This window comes from Limnospira indica PCC 8005, assembly GCF_000973065.1.
Classification (GTDB): domain Bacteria; phylum Cyanobacteriota; class Cyanobacteriia; order Cyanobacteriales; family Microcoleaceae; genus Limnospira; species Limnospira fusiformis.
This window is the reverse complement of the sequence record NZ_FO818640.1, coordinates 1,557,154-1,578,426: the sequence shown is the minus strand read 5'-3', so window position 1 is coordinate 1,578,426 and position 21,273 is coordinate 1,557,154. Positions and strand designations below refer to the sequence as shown.

12 protein-coding genes are annotated in these 21,273 nt (G+C 47.8%); 8 read left to right on the top strand and 4 right to left on the bottom strand.

Annotated features, from left to right (window positions below):
• Positions 1-14: 14 nt before the first annotated feature.
• Complete coding sequence (locus XZ46_RS35920; RefSeq protein WP_176564511.1) at positions 15-6,725, top strand: Ig-like domain-containing protein; 6,711 nt, start codon at positions 15-17, stop codon at positions 6,723-6,725.
• Positions 6,726-6,780: 55 nt separating this feature from the next.
• The gene (locus XZ46_RS06990) at positions 6,781-8,292 is read left to right on the top strand and encodes a sensor histidine kinase (RefSeq protein ID WP_006620817.1); all 1,512 of its coding nucleotides are present in this window, start codon (positions 6,781-6,783) and stop codon (positions 8,290-8,292) included.
• Between the two features lie 78 nt (positions 8,293-8,370).
• Here XZ46_RS06990 and XZ46_RS06985 read toward each other — a convergent pair whose 3' ends face one another.
• Positions 8,371-9,837, bottom strand: a complete 1,467-nt coding sequence (locus XZ46_RS06985; RefSeq protein ID WP_228116504.1) for a hypothetical protein — start codon at positions 9,835-9,837, stop codon at positions 8,371-8,373.
• A gap of 184 nt (positions 9,838-10,021) precedes the next feature.
• Positions 10,022-11,005 carry a GntR family transcriptional regulator gene (locus tag XZ46_RS06980; protein WP_006620819.1) on the bottom strand — a complete coding sequence of 328 codons (984 nt, stop codon included), beginning with the start codon at positions 11,003-11,005 and terminating at the stop codon, positions 10,022-10,024.
• A 177-nt stretch (positions 11,006-11,182) separates the two neighbouring features.
• Here XZ46_RS06980 and XZ46_RS06975 point away from each other — a divergent pair, with 177 nt between their 5' ends.
• From XZ46_RS06975 to XZ46_RS06955, 5 genes are all read left to right on the top strand, one after another.
• Positions 11,183-11,929 (top strand): dienelactone hydrolase family protein, encoded by a 747-nt coding sequence (locus XZ46_RS06975; protein ID WP_008049264.1) that lies wholly within the window; start codon positions 11,183-11,185, stop codon positions 11,927-11,929.
• 186 nt (positions 11,930-12,115) lie between these two features.
• Entirely contained in the window at positions 12,116-13,000 is an 885-nt protein-coding gene (locus XZ46_RS06970) for a S1 RNA-binding domain-containing protein (protein ID WP_008049262.1), read from the top strand.
• Between the two features lie 75 nt (positions 13,001-13,075).
• A complete protein-coding gene (locus XZ46_RS06965) occupies positions 13,076-14,023 on the top strand; it encodes an N-acetylglucosamine kinase (protein ID WP_008049260.1) in 948 nt (315 codons plus the stop codon).
• A 287-nt stretch (positions 14,024-14,310) separates the two neighbouring features.
• Complete coding sequence (locus XZ46_RS06960) at positions 14,311-15,669, top strand: MFS transporter (RefSeq protein ID WP_006620823.1); 1,359 nt, start codon at positions 14,311-14,313, stop codon at positions 15,667-15,669.
• A gap of 136 nt (positions 15,670-15,805) precedes the next feature.
• Complete coding sequence (locus XZ46_RS06955) at positions 15,806-16,294, top strand: rhodanese-like domain-containing protein (RefSeq protein WP_006668065.1); 489 nt, start codon at positions 15,806-15,808, stop codon at positions 16,292-16,294.
• A 61-nt stretch (positions 16,295-16,355) separates the two neighbouring features.
• Here the strand turns inward: XZ46_RS06955 and XZ46_RS06950 are convergent, their stop codons facing one another.
• Together XZ46_RS06950 and patD are read right to left on the bottom strand one after the other, a co-directional pair.
• On the bottom strand, positions 16,356-17,978 hold the full coding sequence (locus XZ46_RS06950; RefSeq protein ID WP_008049258.1) for an energy transducer TonB: 1,623 nt from the start codon (positions 17,976-17,978) through the stop codon (positions 16,356-16,358).
• A gap of 48 nt (positions 17,979-18,026) precedes the next feature.
• The gene (gene patD, locus XZ46_RS06945) at positions 18,027-18,386 is read right to left on the bottom strand and encodes a heterocyst frequency control protein PatD (protein WP_008049254.1); all 360 of its coding nucleotides are present in this window, start codon (positions 18,384-18,386) and stop codon (positions 18,027-18,029) included.
• 486 nt (positions 18,387-18,872) lie between these two features.
• On the opposite strand from patD, the gene XZ46_RS06940 reads away from it, so the two are divergent.
• The gene (locus tag XZ46_RS06940; RefSeq protein WP_008049253.1) at positions 18,873-21,167 is read left to right on the top strand and encodes a RelA/SpoT family protein; all 2,295 of its coding nucleotides are present in this window, start codon (positions 18,873-18,875) and stop codon (positions 21,165-21,167) included.
• The last annotated feature ends 106 nt before the right edge of the window (positions 21,168-21,273 follow it).

Sequence of the window (21,273 nt, the reverse complement as noted above, 5' to 3'; positions counted from 1 at the left end):
AGGAGGTCAACATCATGGCAATTTTTAGAGTTAATCAAGCCACAGATAATGGTTTAGGCGATACAGAAGGAACCCTAAGCTGGGCAATATTTGAGGCGAATAAAGACCCCGCAGCCGCCACAATTGTCCTAGAAACCAATGTGACCATTGAAGGTGTGATGAAGCGGTTGATTAACAGCGACATCACCATTACCGGGGATGACCCGGATACCCCGGAAATAGAGACAGCCACCATTAGCGGTGGTGACAAGTTTCGCCCCCTGTTTGTCAAGTCAGGAACCGTCAACCTCAACAACTTGACTCTCACCGAGGGGAAAGCCTTGGGTGGCAGTAGTAACCGGGGCGGCGGGGGTGCCGGGATGGGGGGTGCGCTGTTCATTTATGATGGGACGGTCACGATTGAGAATGCTCAGTTTACCAACAACCTTGCCCAGGGTGGGAATGGTGCTGTAGATGAATTGGACGCTGGCGGCGGCGGGATGTTTGGTGATGCTGGCGGCGGCGGCGGCGGCGGGTTGTTTGGTGGTTCCGGCGTTGACGGCTTCGGTGGCTATGGCGGCTTCGGTGACTATGGCGGCTTTGGCGGCGGCCCCGGCCCCGGCCCAGGCGGCTTTGGCGGCGGAAGCGGCCCCGGCGGCGGCGGCCGCGGCGGCTTTGGCGGCGGCGGCGGCGACAGCGGCTTCGGTCGCGGCGGCTTTGGCGGCGGCGGCGGCGAATTCGGCTTCGGTGGCTATGGCGGCGGCGGCGGCTTTGGCGAAGGCTTTGGCAATGGCGGCTTTGGCGGCGGCTTTGGCGGCGGCGGCGGCGGCGGCGGCGCGGGATTCGGTGGTGCGATTTTCATTCGCAGTGGCAGCCTGAGCATTTCGGACACCAGCTTCAGTAATAACAGCACCACAGGTGGAACAGGGGCTAACCAGGGTCAGGGACTCGGCGGTGCTATCTTCGCCATGAAGTCCACCACCAACACGAACGGTAACCACCAAGGAATGCCTAGCGATTTGCCAGTCGTACAACTCGGCAACGTTAGCTTCACCTCTAACAGTGCAGCCAACGCCGACGGGACTGCACCCGCAGATGGGGTCGGCGAAGACCAAAATAATAATGATATTTTCGGAACCATCGGGACATTCATCACCGAAGTCACCGTACCCAATGACCAAACCTACGGTATCGGACAGGAACTCGAATTTACCGTCACTTTCTCAGAGGCGGTGACTATCACCGGTGCGGTCTCCTTGCCCATTACCCTAGACACAGGAGGTGTGGTGAATGCCACCCTGGTGGGTGATGGGTCATCTTCTACCAGCCACACTTTCCGTTACACGGTTAATGAGGGCGATGAGGATACCAATGGCATCGAGGTTGGTACGGCTTTAGTCTTACCTGCCGGTGCCACCATTCAAAATGACGATGGCTTCACGGCTAACCGAACCTTAAATAATATCGGCGATACCACAGCCATCCTGGTTGATGGCGTAGCCCCCACTTTAACCTCAGTAGCCATAGCTTCTAGTAATGCCAACAGTGATTTAGCCAAACTTGGGGATACGGTGACAGTAACTTTTACCGCTAGTGAACCCCTCAGTGAGTTGCCTGCGGTGACTATTGGTGGTCAAGCTGCCACAGTGACGAATACTGGTGATAATGATTACAGCGCCACCTATACTCTGCAAGCCGCAGATACCGAAGGGGATTTACCGATTAATATTACCTTTAGCGATGTGGCCGGTAATGCAGGAACGGCAGTAACAGATACAACTGACTCTAGTAGTGTAACTTTTGATAGGACTCCCCCAACAGTCACCTTAACGACCGAGGCAGCGGATACAGTCAATGCTGCCTTTACCGTGACTGCCACTTTCAGTGAAGAGGTCACTGACTTTAACGCCTCGGATATTACCGTAGCTAACGGCACAGTCGGTAATTTTGAGGTAGTTAATGCTACGACTTACACCTTTGATATTACTCCTACGGATGATGGTGAGGTTACTGTAGATATTGAGGCAGATGTGGCAACGGATTTGGCGGGGAATCCTAATATTCCTGCCACCACCCAGTTAACTCGGACAGCGGATATTACTCCCCCAACAGTAACCTTAACTACCGATGCAGCGGATACAGTGAATGCTGCCTTTACCGTGACTGCCACTTTCAGTGAAGATGTCACTGACTTTAACGCCTCGGATATTACCGTAGCTAACGGCACAGCCAGTAATTTTGAGGTAGTTGACGCTACTACTTACACCTTTGATATTACTCCTACCGCTGAGGGTGATGTCACTGTAGATATTGCCGCCGGTGGGGCAACGGATTTGGCAGGGAATAGTAATCTGGCTGCCACCCAGTTAACTCGAATTTATGATATCACCCCTCCAACAGTAACCTTAACGACCGATGCAGCGGATACAGTGAATGCTGCCTTTACCGTGACTGCCACTTTCAGTGAAGAGGTCACTGACTTTAACGCCTCGGATATTACCGTAGCTAACGGCACAGTCGGTAATTTTGAGGTAGTTAATGCTACGACTTACACCTTTGATATTACTCCTACGGATGATGGTGAGGTTACTGTAGATATTGAGGCAGATGTGGCAACGGATTTGGCGGGGAATCCTAATATTCCTGCCACCACCCAGTTAACTCGGACAGCGGATATTACTCCCCCAACAGTAACCTTAACTACCGATGCAGCGGATACAGTGAATGCTGCCTTTACCGTGACTGCCACTTTCAGTGAAGATGTCACTGACTTTAACGCCTCGGATATTACCGTAGCTAACGGCACAGCCAGTAATTTTGAGGTAGTTGACGCTACTACTTACACCTTTGATATTACTCCTACCGCTGAGGGTGATGTCACTGTAGATATTGCCGCCGGTGGGGCAACGGATTTGGCAGGGAATAGTAATCTGGCTGCCACCCAGTTAACTCGAATTTATGATATCACCCCTCCAACAGTAACCTTAACGACCGATGCAGCGGATACAGTGAATGCTGCCTTTACCGTGACTGCCACTTTCAGTGAAGATGTCACTGACTTTAACGCCTCGGATATTACCGTAGCTAACGGCACAGCCAGTAATTTTGAGGTAGTTAATGCTACGACTTACACCTTTGATATTACTCCTACGGATGATGGTGAGGTTACTGTAGATATTGAGGCAGATGTGGCAACGGATTTGGCGGGGAATCCTAATATTCCTGCCACCACCCAGTTAACTCGGACAGCGGATATTACTCCCCCAACAGTAACCTTAACTACCGATGCAGCGGATACAGTGAATGCTGCCTTTACCGTGACTGCCACTTTCAGTGAAGAGGTCACTGACTTTAACGCCTCGGATATTACCGTAGCTAACGGCACAGTCGGTAATTTTGAGGTAGTTAATGCTACGACTTACACCTTTGATATTACTCCTACGGATGATGGTGAGGTTACTGTAGATATTGAGGCAGATGTGGCAACGGATTTGGCGGGGAATCCTAATATTCCTGCCACCACCCAGTTAACTCGGACAGCGGATATTACTCCCCCAACAGTAACCTTAACTACCGATGCAGCGGATACAGTGAATGCTGCCTTTACCGTGACTGCCACTTTCAGTGAAGATGTCACTGACTTTAACGCCTCGGATATTACCGTAGCTAACGGCACAGCCAGTAATTTTGAGGTAGTTGACGCTACTACTTACACCTTTGATATTACTCCTACCGCTGAGGGTGATGTCACTGTAGATATTGCCGCCGGTGGGGCAACGGATTTGGCAGGGAATAGTAATCTGGCTGCCACCCAGTTAACTCGAATTTATGATATCACCCCTCCAACAGTAACCTTAACGACCGATGCAGCGGATACAGTGAATGCTGCCTTTACCGTGACTGCCACTTTCAGTGAAGATGTCACTGACTTTAACGCCTCGGATATTACCGTAGCTAACGGCACAGTCGGTAATTTTGAGGTAGTTAATGCTACGACTTACACCTTTGAGGTCACTCCTACGGATGATGGTGAGGTTACTGTAGATATTGAGGCAGATGTGGCAACGGATTTGGCGGGGAATCCTAATATTCCTGCCACCACCCAGTTAACTCGGACAGCGGATATTACTCCCCCAACAGTAACCTTAACTACCGATGCAGCGGATACAGTGAATGCTGCCTTTACCGTGACTGCCACTTTCAGTGAAGATGTCACTGACTTTAACGCCTCGGATATTACCGTAGCTAACGGCACAGTCGGTAATTTTGAGGTAGTTAATGCTACGACTTACACCTTTGAGGTCACTCCTACGAATGAGGGTGATGTTACGGTAGATATTGCCGCCGGTGGGGCAGATGATTTAGCAGGGAATAGTAATATTGCTGCCCCCCAGTTAACTCGGATTTATGATATCACTGCACCCGATGCACCGACGATTACCAGCACGGGTGTCACCAACAACCCCACCCCAGACATTACCGGAGAAGCCGAAGCCGGAAGCACCGTCGAAGTCTTCAAAGGTGGAACATCTCTGGGGACAACCATTGCTGATGGGGATGGCAACTGGACATTTACCCCAGACACCGACTTAGCCGAAGGTGAGTTTGACTTCACGGCTACTGCCACCGATGCTGCGGGGAATGTTTCTGGGACTTCTAACCCAGTTACCTTAACCATCGATATTACCCCACCCGATGCACCGACGATTACCACCAGTGATATCACCAACGGCGTGATTCAAGGAACAGCCGAACCCGGAAGCACAGTCGAAATCTTCCTAGACGGTGACTCTATCGGTACAGCTACGGCTGATGGGGATGGAAACTGGACATTTACCAGTAGTGAGGAACTCAGTGCCGGAATTTTGACAGCTACAGCCACCGATGCTGCTGGTAACATCTCTGAGGCATCTGATGGTTTCACCTTAGATGAACCCGTAGACGACGACGATGAACCCGTAGACGACGACGATGAACCCGTAGACGACGACGATGAACCCGTAGACGACGATGAACCCGTAGACGACGACGATGAACCCGTAGACGACGACGATGAACCCGTAGACGACGATGAACCCGTAGACGACGATGAACCCGTAGACGACGACGATGAACCCGTAGACGACGACGATGAACCCGTAGACGACGACGATGAACCCGTAGACGACGATGAACCCGTAGACGACGATGAACCCGTAGACGACGATGAACCCGTTGATGAGGAAACTCCTGTAGACGAGGAGGAACCCGTTGATGAGGAAACTCCTGTAGAAGAGGAAACTCCTGTTGATGAGGAAACTCCCGTAGACGAGGAGGAACCCGTAGACGAGGAGGAACCCGTTGATGAGGAAACTCCTGTTGATGAGGAAACTCCTGTAGACGAGGAGGAACCCGTTGATGAGGAAACTCCTGTAGAAGAGGAAACTCCTGTTGATGAGGAAACTCCCGTAGACGAGGAGGAACCCGTTGATGAGGAAACTCCTGTAGACGAGGAGGAACCCGTAGACGAGGATGAACCCGTTGATGAGGAAACTCCTGTAGACGAGGAAACTCCTGTTGATGAGGAAACTCCTGTAGACGAGGAAACTCCTGTTGATGAGGAAACTCCTGTTGATGAGGAAACTCCCGTAGACGAGGAAACTCCCGTAGACGAGGAAACTCCTGTTGATGAGGAAACTCCCGTAGACGAGGAAACTCCTGTAGACGAGGAAACTCCTGTACAAGATGATGTGATTACCACAATTCCTCCTGTTCCTCCTGTGTTTCCGATGCCTCCAATGCCACCGAGTGAACCGACTCCCGAACCTATTGCTGAGGACACTGAAGAAACACCGATAACAGTACCCCGTGTTTCTACCTTATACAACCCGGCTAACTTCGTTGCTCCTATCTCCTTCCCTCTGTTGTTATCGCCGGAAATGATGTCTCCAACTCCCGGAATTTTCACCAGTGATGATGGCGTAATTCAGGGAACAGAAGGGGATGATGTGATTGTAGGTACTGAAGAAGATGATACTATCCTCGCCGGTCAAGGGGATGACATGGTTATTGCTAATGGCAATAGTTTGATTTTCGGCGAAATGGGTAACGATACCCTTGTTGGCGGTCCGGGAAATGATACCCTGTTTGGCAACCAAGGAAATGACCTGATTTTTGGTGGCTCTGGCAATGATGAAATCTATGGTGGTCAAGGAAATGACACCATTTCTGGTGGCGGTGGAAATGACCTGATTTTTGGTGATATTGGTGATGATTTCATCCAAGGAAATGAGGGTAATAATACCTTGTTTGGAAACCAGGGTAATGACACGATTTTCGGTGGTTCAGACAATGACCTTATCTATGGCGGTCAAGGAAATGACCTCATCCACGGAGGTTCGGGAAATGATACTCTATTCGGAGACAAAGGAAATGACACCATTTTCGGTGAAGAAGGTGATGACCTGATTTTTGGTGGAGAAGGTGATGATATCCTGATTGGTGCGGAAGGTAATGATGCGCTGACAGGTGGAGGAGGTCGGAATGGCTTTGTGATTGCTGCTACCTATGGCACTAATACGATTACTGATTTCACCGTTGGTCAGGATACGATTCTCCTTGATGGTGGATTAACTTTTGAGGAACTGACGATCGCCTCTGTTGGGGGTCAAACTCAGATTCTGTTTGGGTCAGCAGTGCTGGCGGAACTTTTGGGTGTCGATGCTAATACCATTAGCCAAAATAACTTCGACACTTTTGTATACTAACTAGGTACTTGTGGGGGCAAAAAACCCCCACTTTCTCTGGTTATGGTCTCCCCCTATGTTCCAAGCTACTCGAAGACGTTTAGCGATTTGGTACACTGCTGTAACTGCGGTTTTGTTGTTGTTATTTGCTAGTGGGTTTTATCTGTATGTCCGCAATACGTTAATCGATCGCATTGATGACACTCTCAACCATGTCGTCGAGGTAGTAGAGCGATCGCTTGTCATTGAACCCGCCCTCAGCACCATTTCCCCATCTTCCCAGGGGGTGGGGCTTATCACTGTTAATGTCGAAGCCAGTTTTGGCAATAATGTTGATGCTGCTGCTGATGATGACCATATTGATTTAGAATGGTTCAGCCCCACCGGAGAGTTGTTATGGTCTACCCTCTCTCAACCCCTTGATATTCCCCTCCATACCCACCGCAATGGCGAAACTGTCAGGCTAACCGATCATCATTGGTCTTTGGCTAGTCAACTTTCTGGAAATTCTCACCTCACCTCTCAGGAAGTCGTCTTGCGACAGGTCACAGACCGCGTAGAAAGAGGTCGCCAGGTGTTGGGATATTTACGGGTCAGTCATCCCTGGTTTGAGGTCACAAAGCCTATTCGTCAATTATTAACCGATTTGGCTATGGGGGGGGTGATGATTTTAATTTCCGTGGCGGCTATTGGTTGGTTTTTATCGGAATTAGCGATCGAACCTGTGCGAGAATCCTATCAACATCTTAAACAGTTTACGGCTGATGCTTCCCACGAACTCCGTAGCCCGATCGCCACTATTCAAACTAATGTCCAGGTGGCTTTAGCAGAAACTGATGTTAATGCAGATATTCATCAGCAATTACAGGTTATTGAAAGGTTGACCAGACGCTTAGGTCGCTTGGTGGATGATTTGCTATTTTTAGCCCGCACCGATGGTAGAATTGTGGAATCTCAGTTTACTTCTGTTCCCCTCGATGCTTTGCTGATGGAAGTCATGGAGGAACAGTCTGCTAACGCCGAGGCGGCTGATATTAATTTATCACTGAATTTGGTCGATCCTCCTTCCCTGTTGTCGGCGGGTGATACTTTACCCCCAGAAACCGAAACTGATTGGTTTACTATGGAGGGCGATCGCGATCAATTGGTTCGGTTGTTGATTAATTTAGTCAGTAATAGTCTCCGCTATACTCCCAGAGGGGGAGAGGTGTCTTTAACTCTGCAATATCTCCCCAAAAATAAGCGATCGCCGCATCATGGTAACTCCAAAGAATACTACCATTGGCAAGAACAGTTTGAGGGCTTACAGGTGATAGTCAAAGATAATGGTATTGGTATCCCCCCACAAGCTATTCCCCACATTTTCGATCGCTTTTATCGAGTAGATCCAGCCCGCCCCAATTTAGAGGCGGAAAAATCTGGGGAAGTTACTCAGATTTCCGACACCCCCCAGACATCAGGTTCCGGGCTAGGTTTGGCGATCGTATCAGCGATCGTTGATCATCATCGAGGTAAAATTGAGGTGGAAAGTGCAATTAATCAGGGAACAACCGTTACTGTTACCTTTCCCCTGCAACAAAGTAATTGATAATTGGCGTGTTTGGTTGGGTGCTATGTTTGGGCGGGTTATGGTCGTCTTCGCCCGCCCAATATGCTAATAGGGGTATTACATTGAGGGAAAATGAGTGCCGATTTTCTGACCGTCTGGCATATAAACTTGTAGGGGAATCTTAGCATTATCGCTAATAGACTCCAAAGCTACAATCAGTGTATTAACATGGTTTCTCGCCTGCGATCGCGGCTGTGGATTTCCCGCCCTATCTCCAGCAATTGCCGAGTTTTTAATTTGCTGAACATACTCAGAAGTTAACCGGACTGTAATCAAATCACGACTAATGCCATAATTGCAGACTTTCGGATTTCCCGCACAAGTGCGACTGAGATCCCCCCGTGCTTTTTCTAACCGCGATTCAATTTGCACCTGAGCCTGTACCCGTTGCCATGCTTCATTATAACCTCGTATTAGGGACTGCATTTCCAGGTAATAGGAACTACTCTGAGGCACATTATTAGCAAAAGAAATCGCACGACCCCAGGAGCGAGAGGCTTCATTCCAGGCTTCCCTTTCTTCAAAAATGCGGGCTTGGTCAGCATTATTTACCGCTCGGTTATAGGCTTCCAAACCGACCTGTTCAATAGTTTTGCGATCGCGAGCATCTTCCAAGCTGGGCTGATAACGAACCCGTAATAATTGAGCCTCCTGGTAAGCCATAGTACCCGGCGGAATCGCTGCCAGAATATTGGTGGCACTTTGCCAGGTATCATAGACTGATTGCCAACTTTGCGCGTGTCTAGCGACCCCCTGACGCGCCCTGGCGACCTGTGCGGTGTTTTTTGCCCTTTCCAGGGTTTGCTGGGCTTCTCGCTCCAATGAGAGCCGCCCACGGACTGTGGCTAAATTGGCACGATATTGAGTTGAGCGGGTTTCAGCAAAGGGATAAATAATGCTCTCTGGGGTGACTTTTTGTAGTTGAGCGATCGCATCTTCCCATAACTGCTGCATTTTCAGCCAATCATCTATAGGGTGGGGGGGATTTTGACTCATTTGCGCCGCCACCCCAGCCATAGTCAAAGCCGTGACCACAGAACTTAAATTCTGTTGTTCAGACTGATAATCCCTCAATAGCATCCGCGCCTCCAAATGATGAGGAGACCACCAGGGAATGCTTTGCAGTAATGCGATCGCTCCTACCAACTCCTGACGAGCCAATCCCGGCGCTCTCGCCGTCGGTACAGTTTCGATAGTATTTTGGGATTGTTGAGCCAAACTCCTCGCCTGGTCAATTTCCCGACATTCCCCAATCACACAGGGACGGGTGAGAGTATACAAACAAGCCAAAGCCACCACCACCCCAACCCCCATTTGAGGAGAGAGCAGAATTTTCCTGAGTAAACCCGGAGATTTCTCAGAGTCACCCTCCGAGCCATCAGTCAGAACCAAATCTTCCAAATCCTGCGGGTCAAAAGGATTTTCAGCATCATCGATCGCAGTATCATACTCCGACTCATGCTCAAAAGGATTGGGTAAATCCGGGGCGACAGATGTATCCGTTGTCGGATAGTTTCTAGTCAATGATGGTTTTTCTTGAAGGGTTGCCTTCATGCTTCACTCCTAACGTAATAATAGGAAAATTGTTAGATTACAGCCTGTTCAGAAATCATCTGATCACATCTCAAAGTCCCTCTCCCCCTCTGGGATCCAGATTTAGGGTGAGGGCAATCTATTAAGCGACTGGTGAACAAGCTGTAGCGAGCCATTAATTTAAGCCTAGTTCCCGCTTGAGCAAATTAATCGACTTGCTACCGATATAATTTTCACAGCAGACCAACTGAGGGGGGCGGATAATCTCCTCACGATTAGCCAGTATGGCATCCTTAACAGCTTTGACACTAGCCTGATCGCAAATCACGACCTTAGCACTGCGAACAATAGCATTAATTCTATAGTCATTTGGCAGTTGAGCAGTCATAACTAATACATCATCCCCCCGCAGACTGTGAATAATCACCTCCGTGGCTCGTAACAACCCCGAACTGAGGCTAATAATTCCCAAATAAGTTCCTTTGGGTAACTGTTGAACCAAAGCAATTTCCTTAGCAAAATCATAAATGTCTACCGGAATGACCCGCACCGACCTCGGACCTGCTACAGCTTCCGCTTGTCCGATAAAATAGCGACTGGTGACCACAGTTCCCGACGGAACCTGTTCTATGGTTTCTGCTAGTTTTTCAATGGGTATGAGTTGGACCGGAATTTTTAGGGCGACTTCTAACTCCTGAGCCATTAACTGACCAATACCAATATCCTGGGTGGGGGCTGTGACTAAGACGCGGGCGCTACAACGTAACCGCCAGTCAATTTCCGCTAAAAATAGTTCGCGGGCTTCATTGAGGCTACAGCCTTGGGATAATAAGTTATCTAAACTCTGTTGAATAATTTGGTTAGCTTGTGGGTAATGCTCCAAAATGGGAGAACTAGCCCGGGAACCGCCTTCATGACCCAAGGCTTTCACATAAATTCCTGACCCGGCTTGGGCTTCTACTAAACCATGGTCTTCCAATTGTCGATAAACTTTACTAATCGTATTGCGGTGTAGTCCTGTCTGCATCGCCAGTTGACGGGTGCTGGGTAAGCGGTGTCCTGGGGGAAACTGGCGAGAAGCTATGGCAAACCGAATTTGGTTAAAAAGTTGATTGGAAGCAGGAATGTCGCTATCGGGTTGAATGTAAAACTGAACCATAACCAATTTCCAGAGGGTCGGTATGAGCAGACTTTAGCCTGCGGTGGGGTTTGACGGTTAGGGGAACTGTCGGGTTTGAGAGATACTTTAAAGTGTAACCAGTAAAGCATGATCAGCCCATGGATGATTTTGGGGCTGGCTTTCCTGTGTTACCGAAAATAACTGAATCATGGAATTATGGCAGATTTAGAAATTCGTACCAATCATGTTACCGTTAAAAATGGCGATCTGAATATCGCGGCTTATCTGGCGCAACCTACCCAGGGGGGACCCTATCCCGGTGTGGTGGTGATCCAAGAAATTTTTGGGGTCAATTCCCATATCCGAGATGTTACCGATCGCATTGCTGGGCTAGGATATGTGGCGATCGCTCCTGCTATTTACCAACGCTTGGCTCCCGGTTTTGAGGTCGGTTACACCGACGCCGATCTGCAATTGGGACGCAAATACAAGGAACAAACTACAGCCCTGGAACTCCTGAGCGATATTCAAGCCACTATTGATTTCCTCAAACAGCAAGATCATGTCAAAAATGCGCCTTTTGGGGCTATTGGCTTCTGTTTTGGTGGTCATGTGACTTATTTGGCTGCTACCCTCCCTGACCTGGGGGCGATCGCTTCCTTCTATGGCGCGGGAATTGTTACCGGAACTCCCGGCGGCGGACCTGCTACCGTCACTCGCACTCCCGAAATTAAAGGGACTCTGTATGGCTTCTTTGGTACCGAAGATCCTTTAATCCCTAATTCTGAGGTTGACCAAATTGAGGCGGAACTGCAAAAATATAAGATTCCCCATCGTATTTTTCGTTATCAAGCCACCCACGGTTTTTTCTGTGAGCAGCGAGATAGCTATAATAAAGATGCTGCTGAAGATGCCTGGAAACAAGTTAGGGAACTGTTCGCTCAGGAACTAACCGGCTCTTAGGAACTTGGGAACCCTTGAGGGGTTGGCGATCGCATATCGCTTAACCCTTTCAATTCGGTCTACTAAATGGCTTCTCATCTTAGGATATCTTAGACTTTTGTTCTCAGAGAGCAGCCAAAACTCGGAAATCCAGGGAAAGTGCGAGAACGGGTTACAGTGTGAATTTGTGTTGGGTTGGTTTATTCTATGACTACAGGAAATCAGTCGTTTTCAATTGATGATTTTGCCAAAGCCCTAGAAGCTCATAATTATGATTTACAAAAAGGGCAAATCGTGACAGGTAGGGTATTTGAGTATGATTCTAATGGTGCATATATTGAAATCAAAGGTGGTAAATCACCCGGATTTTTACCCATGTCCGAAATCTCCTTCACCGCAGGGGATAATCTATCGGAGATTTTACCCCTAGGTGAAGAACAAGAGTTTTTGATTATCCGTGACCAAAACTCCGATGGTCAGGTATTACTGTCTCTGCGAAAATTGCAAGTTGAAAAGGCTTGGGATAATTTGTCAGAAATCGCCGAAAATTCCGAAAGTTTACAGGTAGTAGTTACTGGCGTTAATCGCGGCGGCGTGACTGTAGATGCCGATTGTTTGCGCGGATTTATTCCTCGATCGCATCTCCTGGTTCGGGATAATTTAGAGGCTTTGGTCGGTGAAACTATCACCGTCACTGTTCTCGAATTTAATCGCGATCGTGAAAAGCTGGTACTGTCTCAACGTATGGCTTCTCAATCCGTTTCCTTTAGCCAGCTTCAAGTTGGTCAACTGGTAGAGGGAACTGTCGGAAGTATTAAACCTTTTGGTGTGTTTATCGAACTAGAAGGCGTAACTGGGTTGATTCATATTAAGGAAGTTAGCCAAAAATATGTCGGTTCTCTCCCTGATATATTTACCATAGGTCAAACCGTCAAAGCCTTAGTTATTAGCCTAGAAGAGGGTCGCCAGCGCGTGTCTCTTTCTACTCGACTTCTGGAAAATTACCCCGGGGAAATTGTCGATAAATTCCCCGAAGTGATGGATTCTGCCGAAGCACGCGCCGAAAGGGCTCGCAAGTTACTTACAGCTTAAATATCGCCGAAAATCGGGCAGCTTTTTAGTTGCCCGAACCCGTGAATTAACTGATAAAGTGATGGTGATTTATTGATGGTTTATGGACTAGGAATTGATGGGGGTGGCTCGAAAACTGTTTGTCTGTTAATTGACGATCGCTATCAGGTCTTAGGTAGGGGAGAAGCTGGACCCTCGAATTATCAAAGTATCGGTTTGTCCGCCGCCACAATGGCTATTAAAAACGCTATTTCTCAAGCCGTTAGCTATCACCAACCGGGGATTTGTATTGGTAGTTTGGGGTTGGGTTTGGCGGGGGTGGGTCGCCCCGAAGATATCGAAATTGTGCGGGAATTGGTGCGACAAATTCAGTCCAATGAACAACTACAAATTAATTGGAATATTGCACCGGAAAATTTTTTTATTGGCGGCGATAGTCTGATCGCACTCGTGGGAGGGTTGGGTCATGATGTCGGAATTGTCGCTATGGCTGGGACAGGTTCTCAGGTGTTTGGACGTAACCACCACGGGAAAATAAAAAGGGTTGGTGGTTGGGGTTATATTTTGGGTGATGAAGGCGGCGGTTATGATATCGCTGTCCGGGGGTTGCGCGCCGTTATGCGATCGTTTGATGGCCGTTTACCGCCAACTCGCTTGACTCAAGAGTTACTCAATGAACTCGGTTTAAAGTCTCCTGAAAGGCTCATAGAAGCCGTTTATAGGCGTGGTTTAGGGGTGCGAGATATGGCGGCATTATCTACTATTATTGACCGCGTGGCGGCTGAGGGAGACCCCGTAGCAGAAACTATCATAACTGATGTGGCTCAGGAATTGGTTTTGGCTACTCAAGTGGCGATCGCTGATTTATTTAATTCCGGTGATTTTTGCGAAATTGTAACAGTAGGTGGTATTTGGCGCGGCTGGTCAAATTTACGCTCCGAATTTATCACTGGAATTAATGCGATCGCTCCCCAAGCTGAAATAGTATGGCCCCGTCACGAACCTGCATTAGGCGCGGCATTATTGGCTATGAAATTCAAATAACTTAACCTGAACCTTAGATAGATATATAGCCTGTTCAGAAATCATCTGATCACCTCTCAAAGTCCCTCTCCCTGTCTGGGATCCAGGATTTAGGGTGAGGGCAATTTATTAAGCGACTGGTGAACAAGCTGTATATAGCGATCGACATTTGGTATAATAGGAGTAAGCCTATAGGCAAAAAACGCACATCTGCATCTAATCATAGTTACACATTCAACACCCCCCAACTAATTCAACCCATACTCTCTCAAAATATGACCTATAACTGCTGAATAACGATTAAATTAATGACATCCCAAAAACCACATTTAACATTCTTTCAACTCATCAATATGAGTGTCGGATTTTTCGGCATTCAGTTTGGCTGGGGGTTGCAAATGGCAAATATGAGCGCCATTTTTGAACACCTAGGCGCTCAAGCCCACCAAATCCCCATTTTATGGCTGGCTGCACCACTCACCGGGCTATTTGTTCAGCCAATTATCGGTCACATGAGTGACAACACTTGGAACTTTTTAGGACGCAGAAGACCTTACTTTTTAGTCGGTGCTATTCTCAGTGCGATCGCCTTAATTTTCATGCCCAGTTCCTCCAGTCTTTGGATGGCTGCTGGTCTCTTATGGATACTAGATACCTCCGTTAATATCAGCATGGAACCCTTTAGGGCTTTTGTTGGGGATTTACTACCCGAAAACCAGCGAACGCGAGGCTTTGCTATGCAGAGTCTATTCATTGGTTTAGGGGCTGTAGTTGCTTCCGTATTCCCCTGGTTTTTAAACCATGTTTTTGACATCTCATCAGTCGGAATAGACGGACAAGCAATTCCCTTAACCGTCAAATTTTCCTTTTATATCGGCGCGGCCGTTTTTTTGGGGACTGTCCTCTGGACTGTCTTAACCACCCAAGAATATCCACCCCAAGATATCCAGAACTTCAACAATCAAAATAAAGGCGGTATTCTCCAAGGCATAAAAGACATTTGGGATGCTTTCCGAGATATGCCAGAAACCATGGTACAATTGTCCTGGGTACAGTGGTTTACCTGGATGGGAATGTATTGTATTTTCCTGTATTTCCCCCCAGCAGTTGCCCGCAATATTTTTGGCGCAGTTGATCAGGATTCCCTATTATATTCTGAGGGGATAGAATGGGCTGGACTTTGTATCGCCGCTTATAATGCCGTCTGTTTCGGGTTCTCCTTTATCTTACCCCAAATAGCAAAATCCACTAATCGCCAAATTGCCCATTCTTTCTGCTTAATATGTGGGGCGGTTGGATTATTCTCTCTGGCGACCATTGATAATCAATACTTCCTATTCCTACCAATGATTGGTATAGGTATTGCTTGGTCTAGTATTCTATCTATGCCTTATGCTATGTTGGTGGGATGTCTACCACCAGACCGGACAGGTATATATATGGGGATTTTCAATTTCTTTATCGTCTTACCACAAATCACCGTCTCTCTCGGGTTTGGTTGGGTGATGCGAAATCTCCTGAATAATGACCGCCTATCTGCTGTGATTATTGGTGGTGTATTTTTCCTAATGGCGGCTGCTTTGACTCAGCGGGTACAACCAGCATCAACTATGCTTGAAAGTCCTAAGCAACCTGTCACCCAAGCTGATATTACTACCTCTACTTAATTGGTGGCTGTTGGTCTCGCAGGTTAATCTCTCTGAGGCTGGGAATCTACTTTACAGATGCCGATATGGTTTAATAGGGTTGGGGGTAGTTTTGTGGCTACCCTACAACCATCGACCATTGATCTGGTTTGGAATTATGAAACTCAAAAAAGCGCTTTTAGTAATTAGTATCTGCTGCTGGGGATTACTTTTTCCGGTGTGGAATTGGGGGATAATTCCCCCCGCTGAGGCTGCCAAAACACCCGTCATTATTACCCCCAGCGAGGAAGTTTCCCAGGGTGTTGATCAGTTTATTCATAAGTTGCCCCGCGACTATTATAACATAAATAAAATCGCCAAGGTTAAAAAACTTTCCCAAAGCGATCGCGCTTTATTTATTGATGTCCGAGAACCCTCCGAATACAGGCAAGGTCATATCCAAGGAGCAATTAATATTCCCCTACGGACCCTCACCGAACGCCTAGACGATATTCCCCATGACCGCCAGGTGGTTATTTACTGCTCCAGTGGCTACCGGACAGGCATTGCCGTAGCTTCCTTACAACTATTAGGCTACAACAATATCAAAGGATTTGCCCCCAGTATTAATGGCTGGAAAGAAGCAGGAGAACCCTTAGAAAAATAGTCCTCAATCCTCTATTTTCTCATCGGAAAACTGCCCCTTCTCCAACTCTCATAACTCATCACTAATCAATAAATTCCTCCGAAAATTGCTCGGGATTTTCGAGAGAATCCTGTAGTTGTTGAAGTATTGAGCCAGAATGCACCTCTGGTTCCGGTTGTGGTTCCGGTTCGCGGACACTTTCCGGGGCTAATTCTGGGTTAAATTCCTGTTGTGGTTGCGGTTGTGGTTCCGGTTCGCGGACACTTTCCGGGGCTAATTCTGGGTTAAATTCCTGTTGTGGTTGCGGTTGTGGTTGCGGTTGTGGTTGCGGTTGTGGTTGCGGTTGTGGTTCCCGGACACTTTCCGGGGCTAATTCTGGGGAAGCAGCCGGAGCCGGAGCCGGAGCCGGAGCCGCAGCGGGAGCCGGAGCCATTGACCGACAATTCTCGCTATCGAAATTAAAAGCATACTGATAAGCAATAGGGCGACCCTGACCCTCAAAGGGAATATTGGCAATAGCTGCCACCGCCGCATCATCCAAAATCCGATAACCCGTTCCCCTTAATAAGCGGGGTCCGGCAATTACGCCACCATCAGAACCAATCATCACACCGACCAAGGCTTGACCGCTGAGATTTTGCTCACAGGCTTCTGCTGGATATAGTGCCGAGATAGTGCGAGGTTGGCTGGTGTCCAAGTCAGGATAATCTGGCAGCATCGACAGCACCCATTCTACATAGGCTCCTCCCCCTTCTAACATGGCATATTGACTATCGGAAACCTCCCCGGTAGGGGTAGGTGGTGCAACCGCATCATCAGAAGAAGGAGAACCAACAGCCTCGGCGCGGCGCTGGTTGTCTGCCTCTAGTCTAGCTAATATTGAACCCCGCCCATCAGGTTGTTGTACTTGGGTTTCCGGGGTGAACTCCTGGGTAGGTTCCCCAGAGCCCCCAGATTCCCTAGGTATTCGGGGAGGTTGATTATAGTTAGGGTCATGTTCAGGAAACCGAGGCCTAGGCGGAGGGGGTGGCAACATGGAAAACTGCTCCTCGAGTAATCGTTGTTCCTCCGGTGACAGATGACTAAATCGAGGATTATTTTGTAGGCGCGACAATTCCTCACTGTTTCGGTCCCATGGAAAACTGGGTTGAGCAGGTGGGGTTTGATAAAACTCAATAGGTGGCGGCGAACTAAATTGAGCAGGCGGCGGGGAGGAAGTCTGAACAGGGGGTAAAAATGTACTATTGCTGGGATTGTTGAATATTTGGGGGGGTCCACTGGGGACGACACCAAAAGGATAATCCCTCGGTTGTGGCAATGTGGAGGGAAAAACGGGAAGTTGTTGGGCTGAGGGAGGAAATGGGGATGGGGTGGGGGCGCTACCCCACATCGCTAAGGACGGAGGTTCAGGAAAGGGGGTAAAGGAAAATTGGGGCGGCGGTGCTGGAAAAACCTGGTCAATTTGACTAGGAGATAGTTCCACCAGTTCTACACTGGGGGGTAATTGCACAGTATTTGGATAAAGACGGATATTTTCCAGGTTGAGAGCAAATACGGCGTGTAAACCAAGGGATGCAAGCACAGCAACCGTGGTGGGTTGACGGACGAGTGAGGGAATGTAGGAAATGGCGGAAGTGGTAGCAGTCATGGTCAAACCTGTTAAATCCAAATCAATATCGGGAGCTGTTGCTGTACTCGATCGCATTTACTGTTTTAGCACGATTAGTTTTAATCGTGGGGACTTAATTAATCCTTAATTATCTGTGGTTTTGTCTAACACAACTGTGGAATATCCAATTAGAATGGAAATGCGATCGCGCATAGAAGCAAGTCGCTCCCGGGTGGTAGCACTATGGCGCGAGGCTTTCAGAAATCTTAGGTCTAATCCCAACAATCGCATCTGCTTATGGGTTTCTGTAATGTAGGACTGAAGTTGTAGCTGGCTGTCACTATCGCATAGCTGCATAATTCGACTCTCAAACACCGTCTGAACCTCGCCAAAGGCTTCAGTCATCTGATTTACATCGGATTGGTCAGAAACCATGGTTTTTTGGAGTTTTTCCAAAGATTGCCTGAATTGTGCGATCGCTTTATGGAACTCCTTTGTTAACATAATGTTAAGAAGTTTGTCTATTATTTAACCATCATAGACAAAAATTGTACCTAACAGCTACCCAGCCTACCCCAGGTTAATCTAGCTTAATCGTGATCCCTATGCAATTAGCATCCAATTGGGTGAATTGTTGTGGTTCGCGGCTATGGGCGATCGCCCTATAGGGGTATACAGGGATATGTGGGGAATATCTGGCGGATAAGTTAGGATATTTCCCAAAGCGTGAAAACATCCCCTATTCAGAGCGATCGCTCCCGGAACCACCAGCTAAAGGCCTGTGTGTGGGAGTATGAATCGCTAACCCAATAGTAGCATCGCCGCCGGGGTTGTGGAAACTCCAGCGGTCAAATCATCGATTATTTTTTCCATACTGACTGCTGTTAGTCAGGAGAAAGCCCTATTTTACTCTGGGTCCCCAGTCCCACATATTTTGTATCCAAAACTACAAAGTCATCAAGTATCTGTAATTGAATAGGCATAAATACCATGAACATCAAAACTCTATCATCCTCAAACACCTACGAATGCTTAGTTCCCGACTGGCTACAACATTGTTTGGACAACTCCCACAGCCTGGAGTCATCAGATACGCCGTCATTTTCTCCAGACAATGATCTGATCTCGCGCGCTTTCCTATTCGCCTACCAACTACATAAGGGACAATATCGCAAATCAGGGGAACCTTATATTAACCATCCCATTGCTGTAGCAGGTATCCTGAGATTTTTAGGTAGTGATACGGCTATGGTGGCGGCGGGTTTTCTACACGACATCATCGAAGATACTGATGTCACTCCGGAAGAATTAGAAAGCCACTTCGGGCCAGAAGTCCGCCATTTAGTGGAAGGCGTGACCAAACTATCTAAGTTTAACTTTTCTAATACCACAGAACGCCAAGCTGAGAATTTCCGGCGAATGTTTCTGGCTATGGCTCAAGATATTCGAGTGATTGTGGTTAAACTAGCCGATCGCCTCCATAATATGCGAACTCTGGAATTTATGTCAGAATCGAAACAGCGAAGTATTGCTTTAGAAACTCGCGAAATTTTTGCCCCGTTAGCGAACCGTTTGGGGATTGGTCGTCTGAAGTGGGAATTGGAAGATTTAGCCTTTAAATATATAGAACCGGAAGCCTACCGCGAAATTCAAATCCGCGTAGCTGACCGCCGCGCTACTCGGGAAGAAAAACTAGCAGCCTTGGCGGATATTTTACGCGATCGCATGGAAAAATCGGGGATTCGATGTTATGAAGTAACCGGTCGTCCTAAGCACCTTTATGGCATCTATAAAAAGATGCAAGAACGTCACAAACAGTTTCATGAGATTTATGATATTGCCGCCCTGCGTTTAATCGTAGAAACTAATGAGGAATGTTATCGGGCTTTAGCCATAGTTCATGATTCTTATCGCCCCATTCCCGGACGTTTTAAAGATTATATCGGACTGCCAAAACCCAACCGTTATCAGTCTCTACACACGGGAGTTATCGGGAACACTGGTCGCCCGGTAGAAGTGCAAATTCGCACGGTAGAAATGCACCATATAGCGGAATATGGAATTGCTGCCCATTGGAAATATAAGGAAACTGGCGGTTCGGAATTTGGCAAATTAACAGAAACCGATGAGAAGTTTACCTGGTTACGGCAACTACTGGAATGGCAAAGCGATCTGAAAGATGCTCAGGAATATTTAGATACGGTTAAAAATAACCTCTTTGATGAGGATGTTTATGTGTTCACCCCTGATGGTGATGTGATGGCTTTGAGCAATGGTGCCACTACGGTAGATTTTGCCTATCGGGTGCATAGTGAAGTGGGCAATCATTGCAAGGGGGCGAAGGTTAATGAACGGATGGTTCCCCTGGATACGGTGTTAAAAAATGGGGATATTGTCGAGATTTTAACCAATAAAAATAGCCACCCGAGTTTAGACTGGTTGAATTTTGTCAGAACTAGCACGGCTAAAAATCGTATCCGTCAATGGTATAAGCGATCGCATCGTGATGAAAATATCGCCAGAGGTCGGGAACTTTTAGAGAAAGAAATGGGTCGGAATGGTTTGGAATCTCTACTGAAATCCGCCCCGATGCAAACAGTGGTTCATCGCTGCAATTATCACAGTGTTGATGATTTATTAGCTGCTTTGGGTTATGGAGAAATTACCCTGAAACAGGTGGTGCATCGACTCCAGGATGTCGTGAAAGCTAATAGTCCGGTTCCAGAAGTTTCGATGGAACAGGCGGCTAATAACCTACAAATGCAGAATTTAGCCCCTAGAAATACATTACATGGGTCTGTACCTACTTCTACATCTACTAGCAAGTCTCCCATAGCCGGGGTAGAGGGGTTAATGTACCATATCGCGGGATGCTGTAATCCGATTCCTGGAGAGCCAATTATTGGGACTGTGACCCGGACTCGTGGCATTTCCATTCACCGCCAAGGCTGCCATAATGTTAGCAAGGTTAGTGGCGATCGCCTAGTTCCAGTTAGTTGGAATCCTACCCCCATTGACCAAGGACGACCCAAAACTTATCCGGTGAAAATTCAGATTGAGGTATTAGACCGGGTGGGGGTACTCAATGATATTTTATCTCGACTCAAAGACAACAATATCAACGTTTGTAGCGCTCAGGTTAAGACGTTTCGCGACGCTCCGGCTTTAATTGAGTTGGGTATCGAAATATGCGATCGCAATCAATTTGAGCAGACCTGTCTACAAATTAAAAATATCAGTGATGTTCTCAACTTGCGTCGCATGAACCGAGGCGATCAAAGCTAGGCTAAATTCGCCAATCCACAGAGAGGCGGCTTCCCACATTTGGGCGATTTCTGGGCGCCCAGCCGCCTCCTTGGGAAAAGGCTGTAGCTGCATCAACTAACCACAG

Bases quoted from the DNA above. Each gene is read 5' to 3' on its own strand.
- XZ46_RS35920 (WP_176564511.1), top strand. From the start codon at position 15: ATGGCAATTTTTAGAGTTAATCAAGCCACAGATAATGGTTTAGGCGAT.
- XZ46_RS06990 (WP_006620817.1), top strand. From the start codon at position 6,781: ATGTTCCAAGCTACTCGAAGACGTTTAGCGATTTGGTACACTGCTGTA.
- XZ46_RS06980 (WP_006620819.1), bottom strand. From the start codon at position 11,005: ATGGTTCAGTTTTACATTCAACCCGATAGCGACATTCCTGCTTCCAAT.
- XZ46_RS06975 (WP_008049264.1), top strand. From the start codon at position 11,183: ATGGCAGATTTAGAAATTCGTACCAATCATGTTACCGTTAAAAATGGC.
- XZ46_RS06970 (WP_008049262.1), top strand. From the start codon at position 12,116: ATGACTACAGGAAATCAGTCGTTTTCAATTGATGATTTTGCCAAAGCC.
- XZ46_RS06965 (WP_008049260.1), top strand. From the start codon at position 13,076: ATGGTTTATGGACTAGGAATTGATGGGGGTGGCTCGAAAACTGTTTGT.
- XZ46_RS06960 (WP_006620823.1), top strand. From the start codon at position 14,311: ATGACATCCCAAAAACCACATTTAACATTCTTTCAACTCATCAATATG.
- XZ46_RS06955 (WP_006668065.1), top strand. From the start codon at position 15,806: ATGAAACTCAAAAAAGCGCTTTTAGTAATTAGTATCTGCTGCTGGGGA.
- XZ46_RS06950 (WP_008049258.1), bottom strand. From the start codon at position 17,978: ATGCGATCGAGTACAGCAACAGCTCCCGATATTGATTTGGATTTAACA.
- patD (WP_008049254.1), bottom strand. From the start codon at position 18,386: ATGTTAACAAAGGAGTTCCATAAAGCGATCGCACAATTCAGGCAATCT.
- XZ46_RS06940 (WP_008049253.1), top strand. From the start codon at position 18,873: ATGAACATCAAAACTCTATCATCCTCAAACACCTACGAATGCTTAGTT.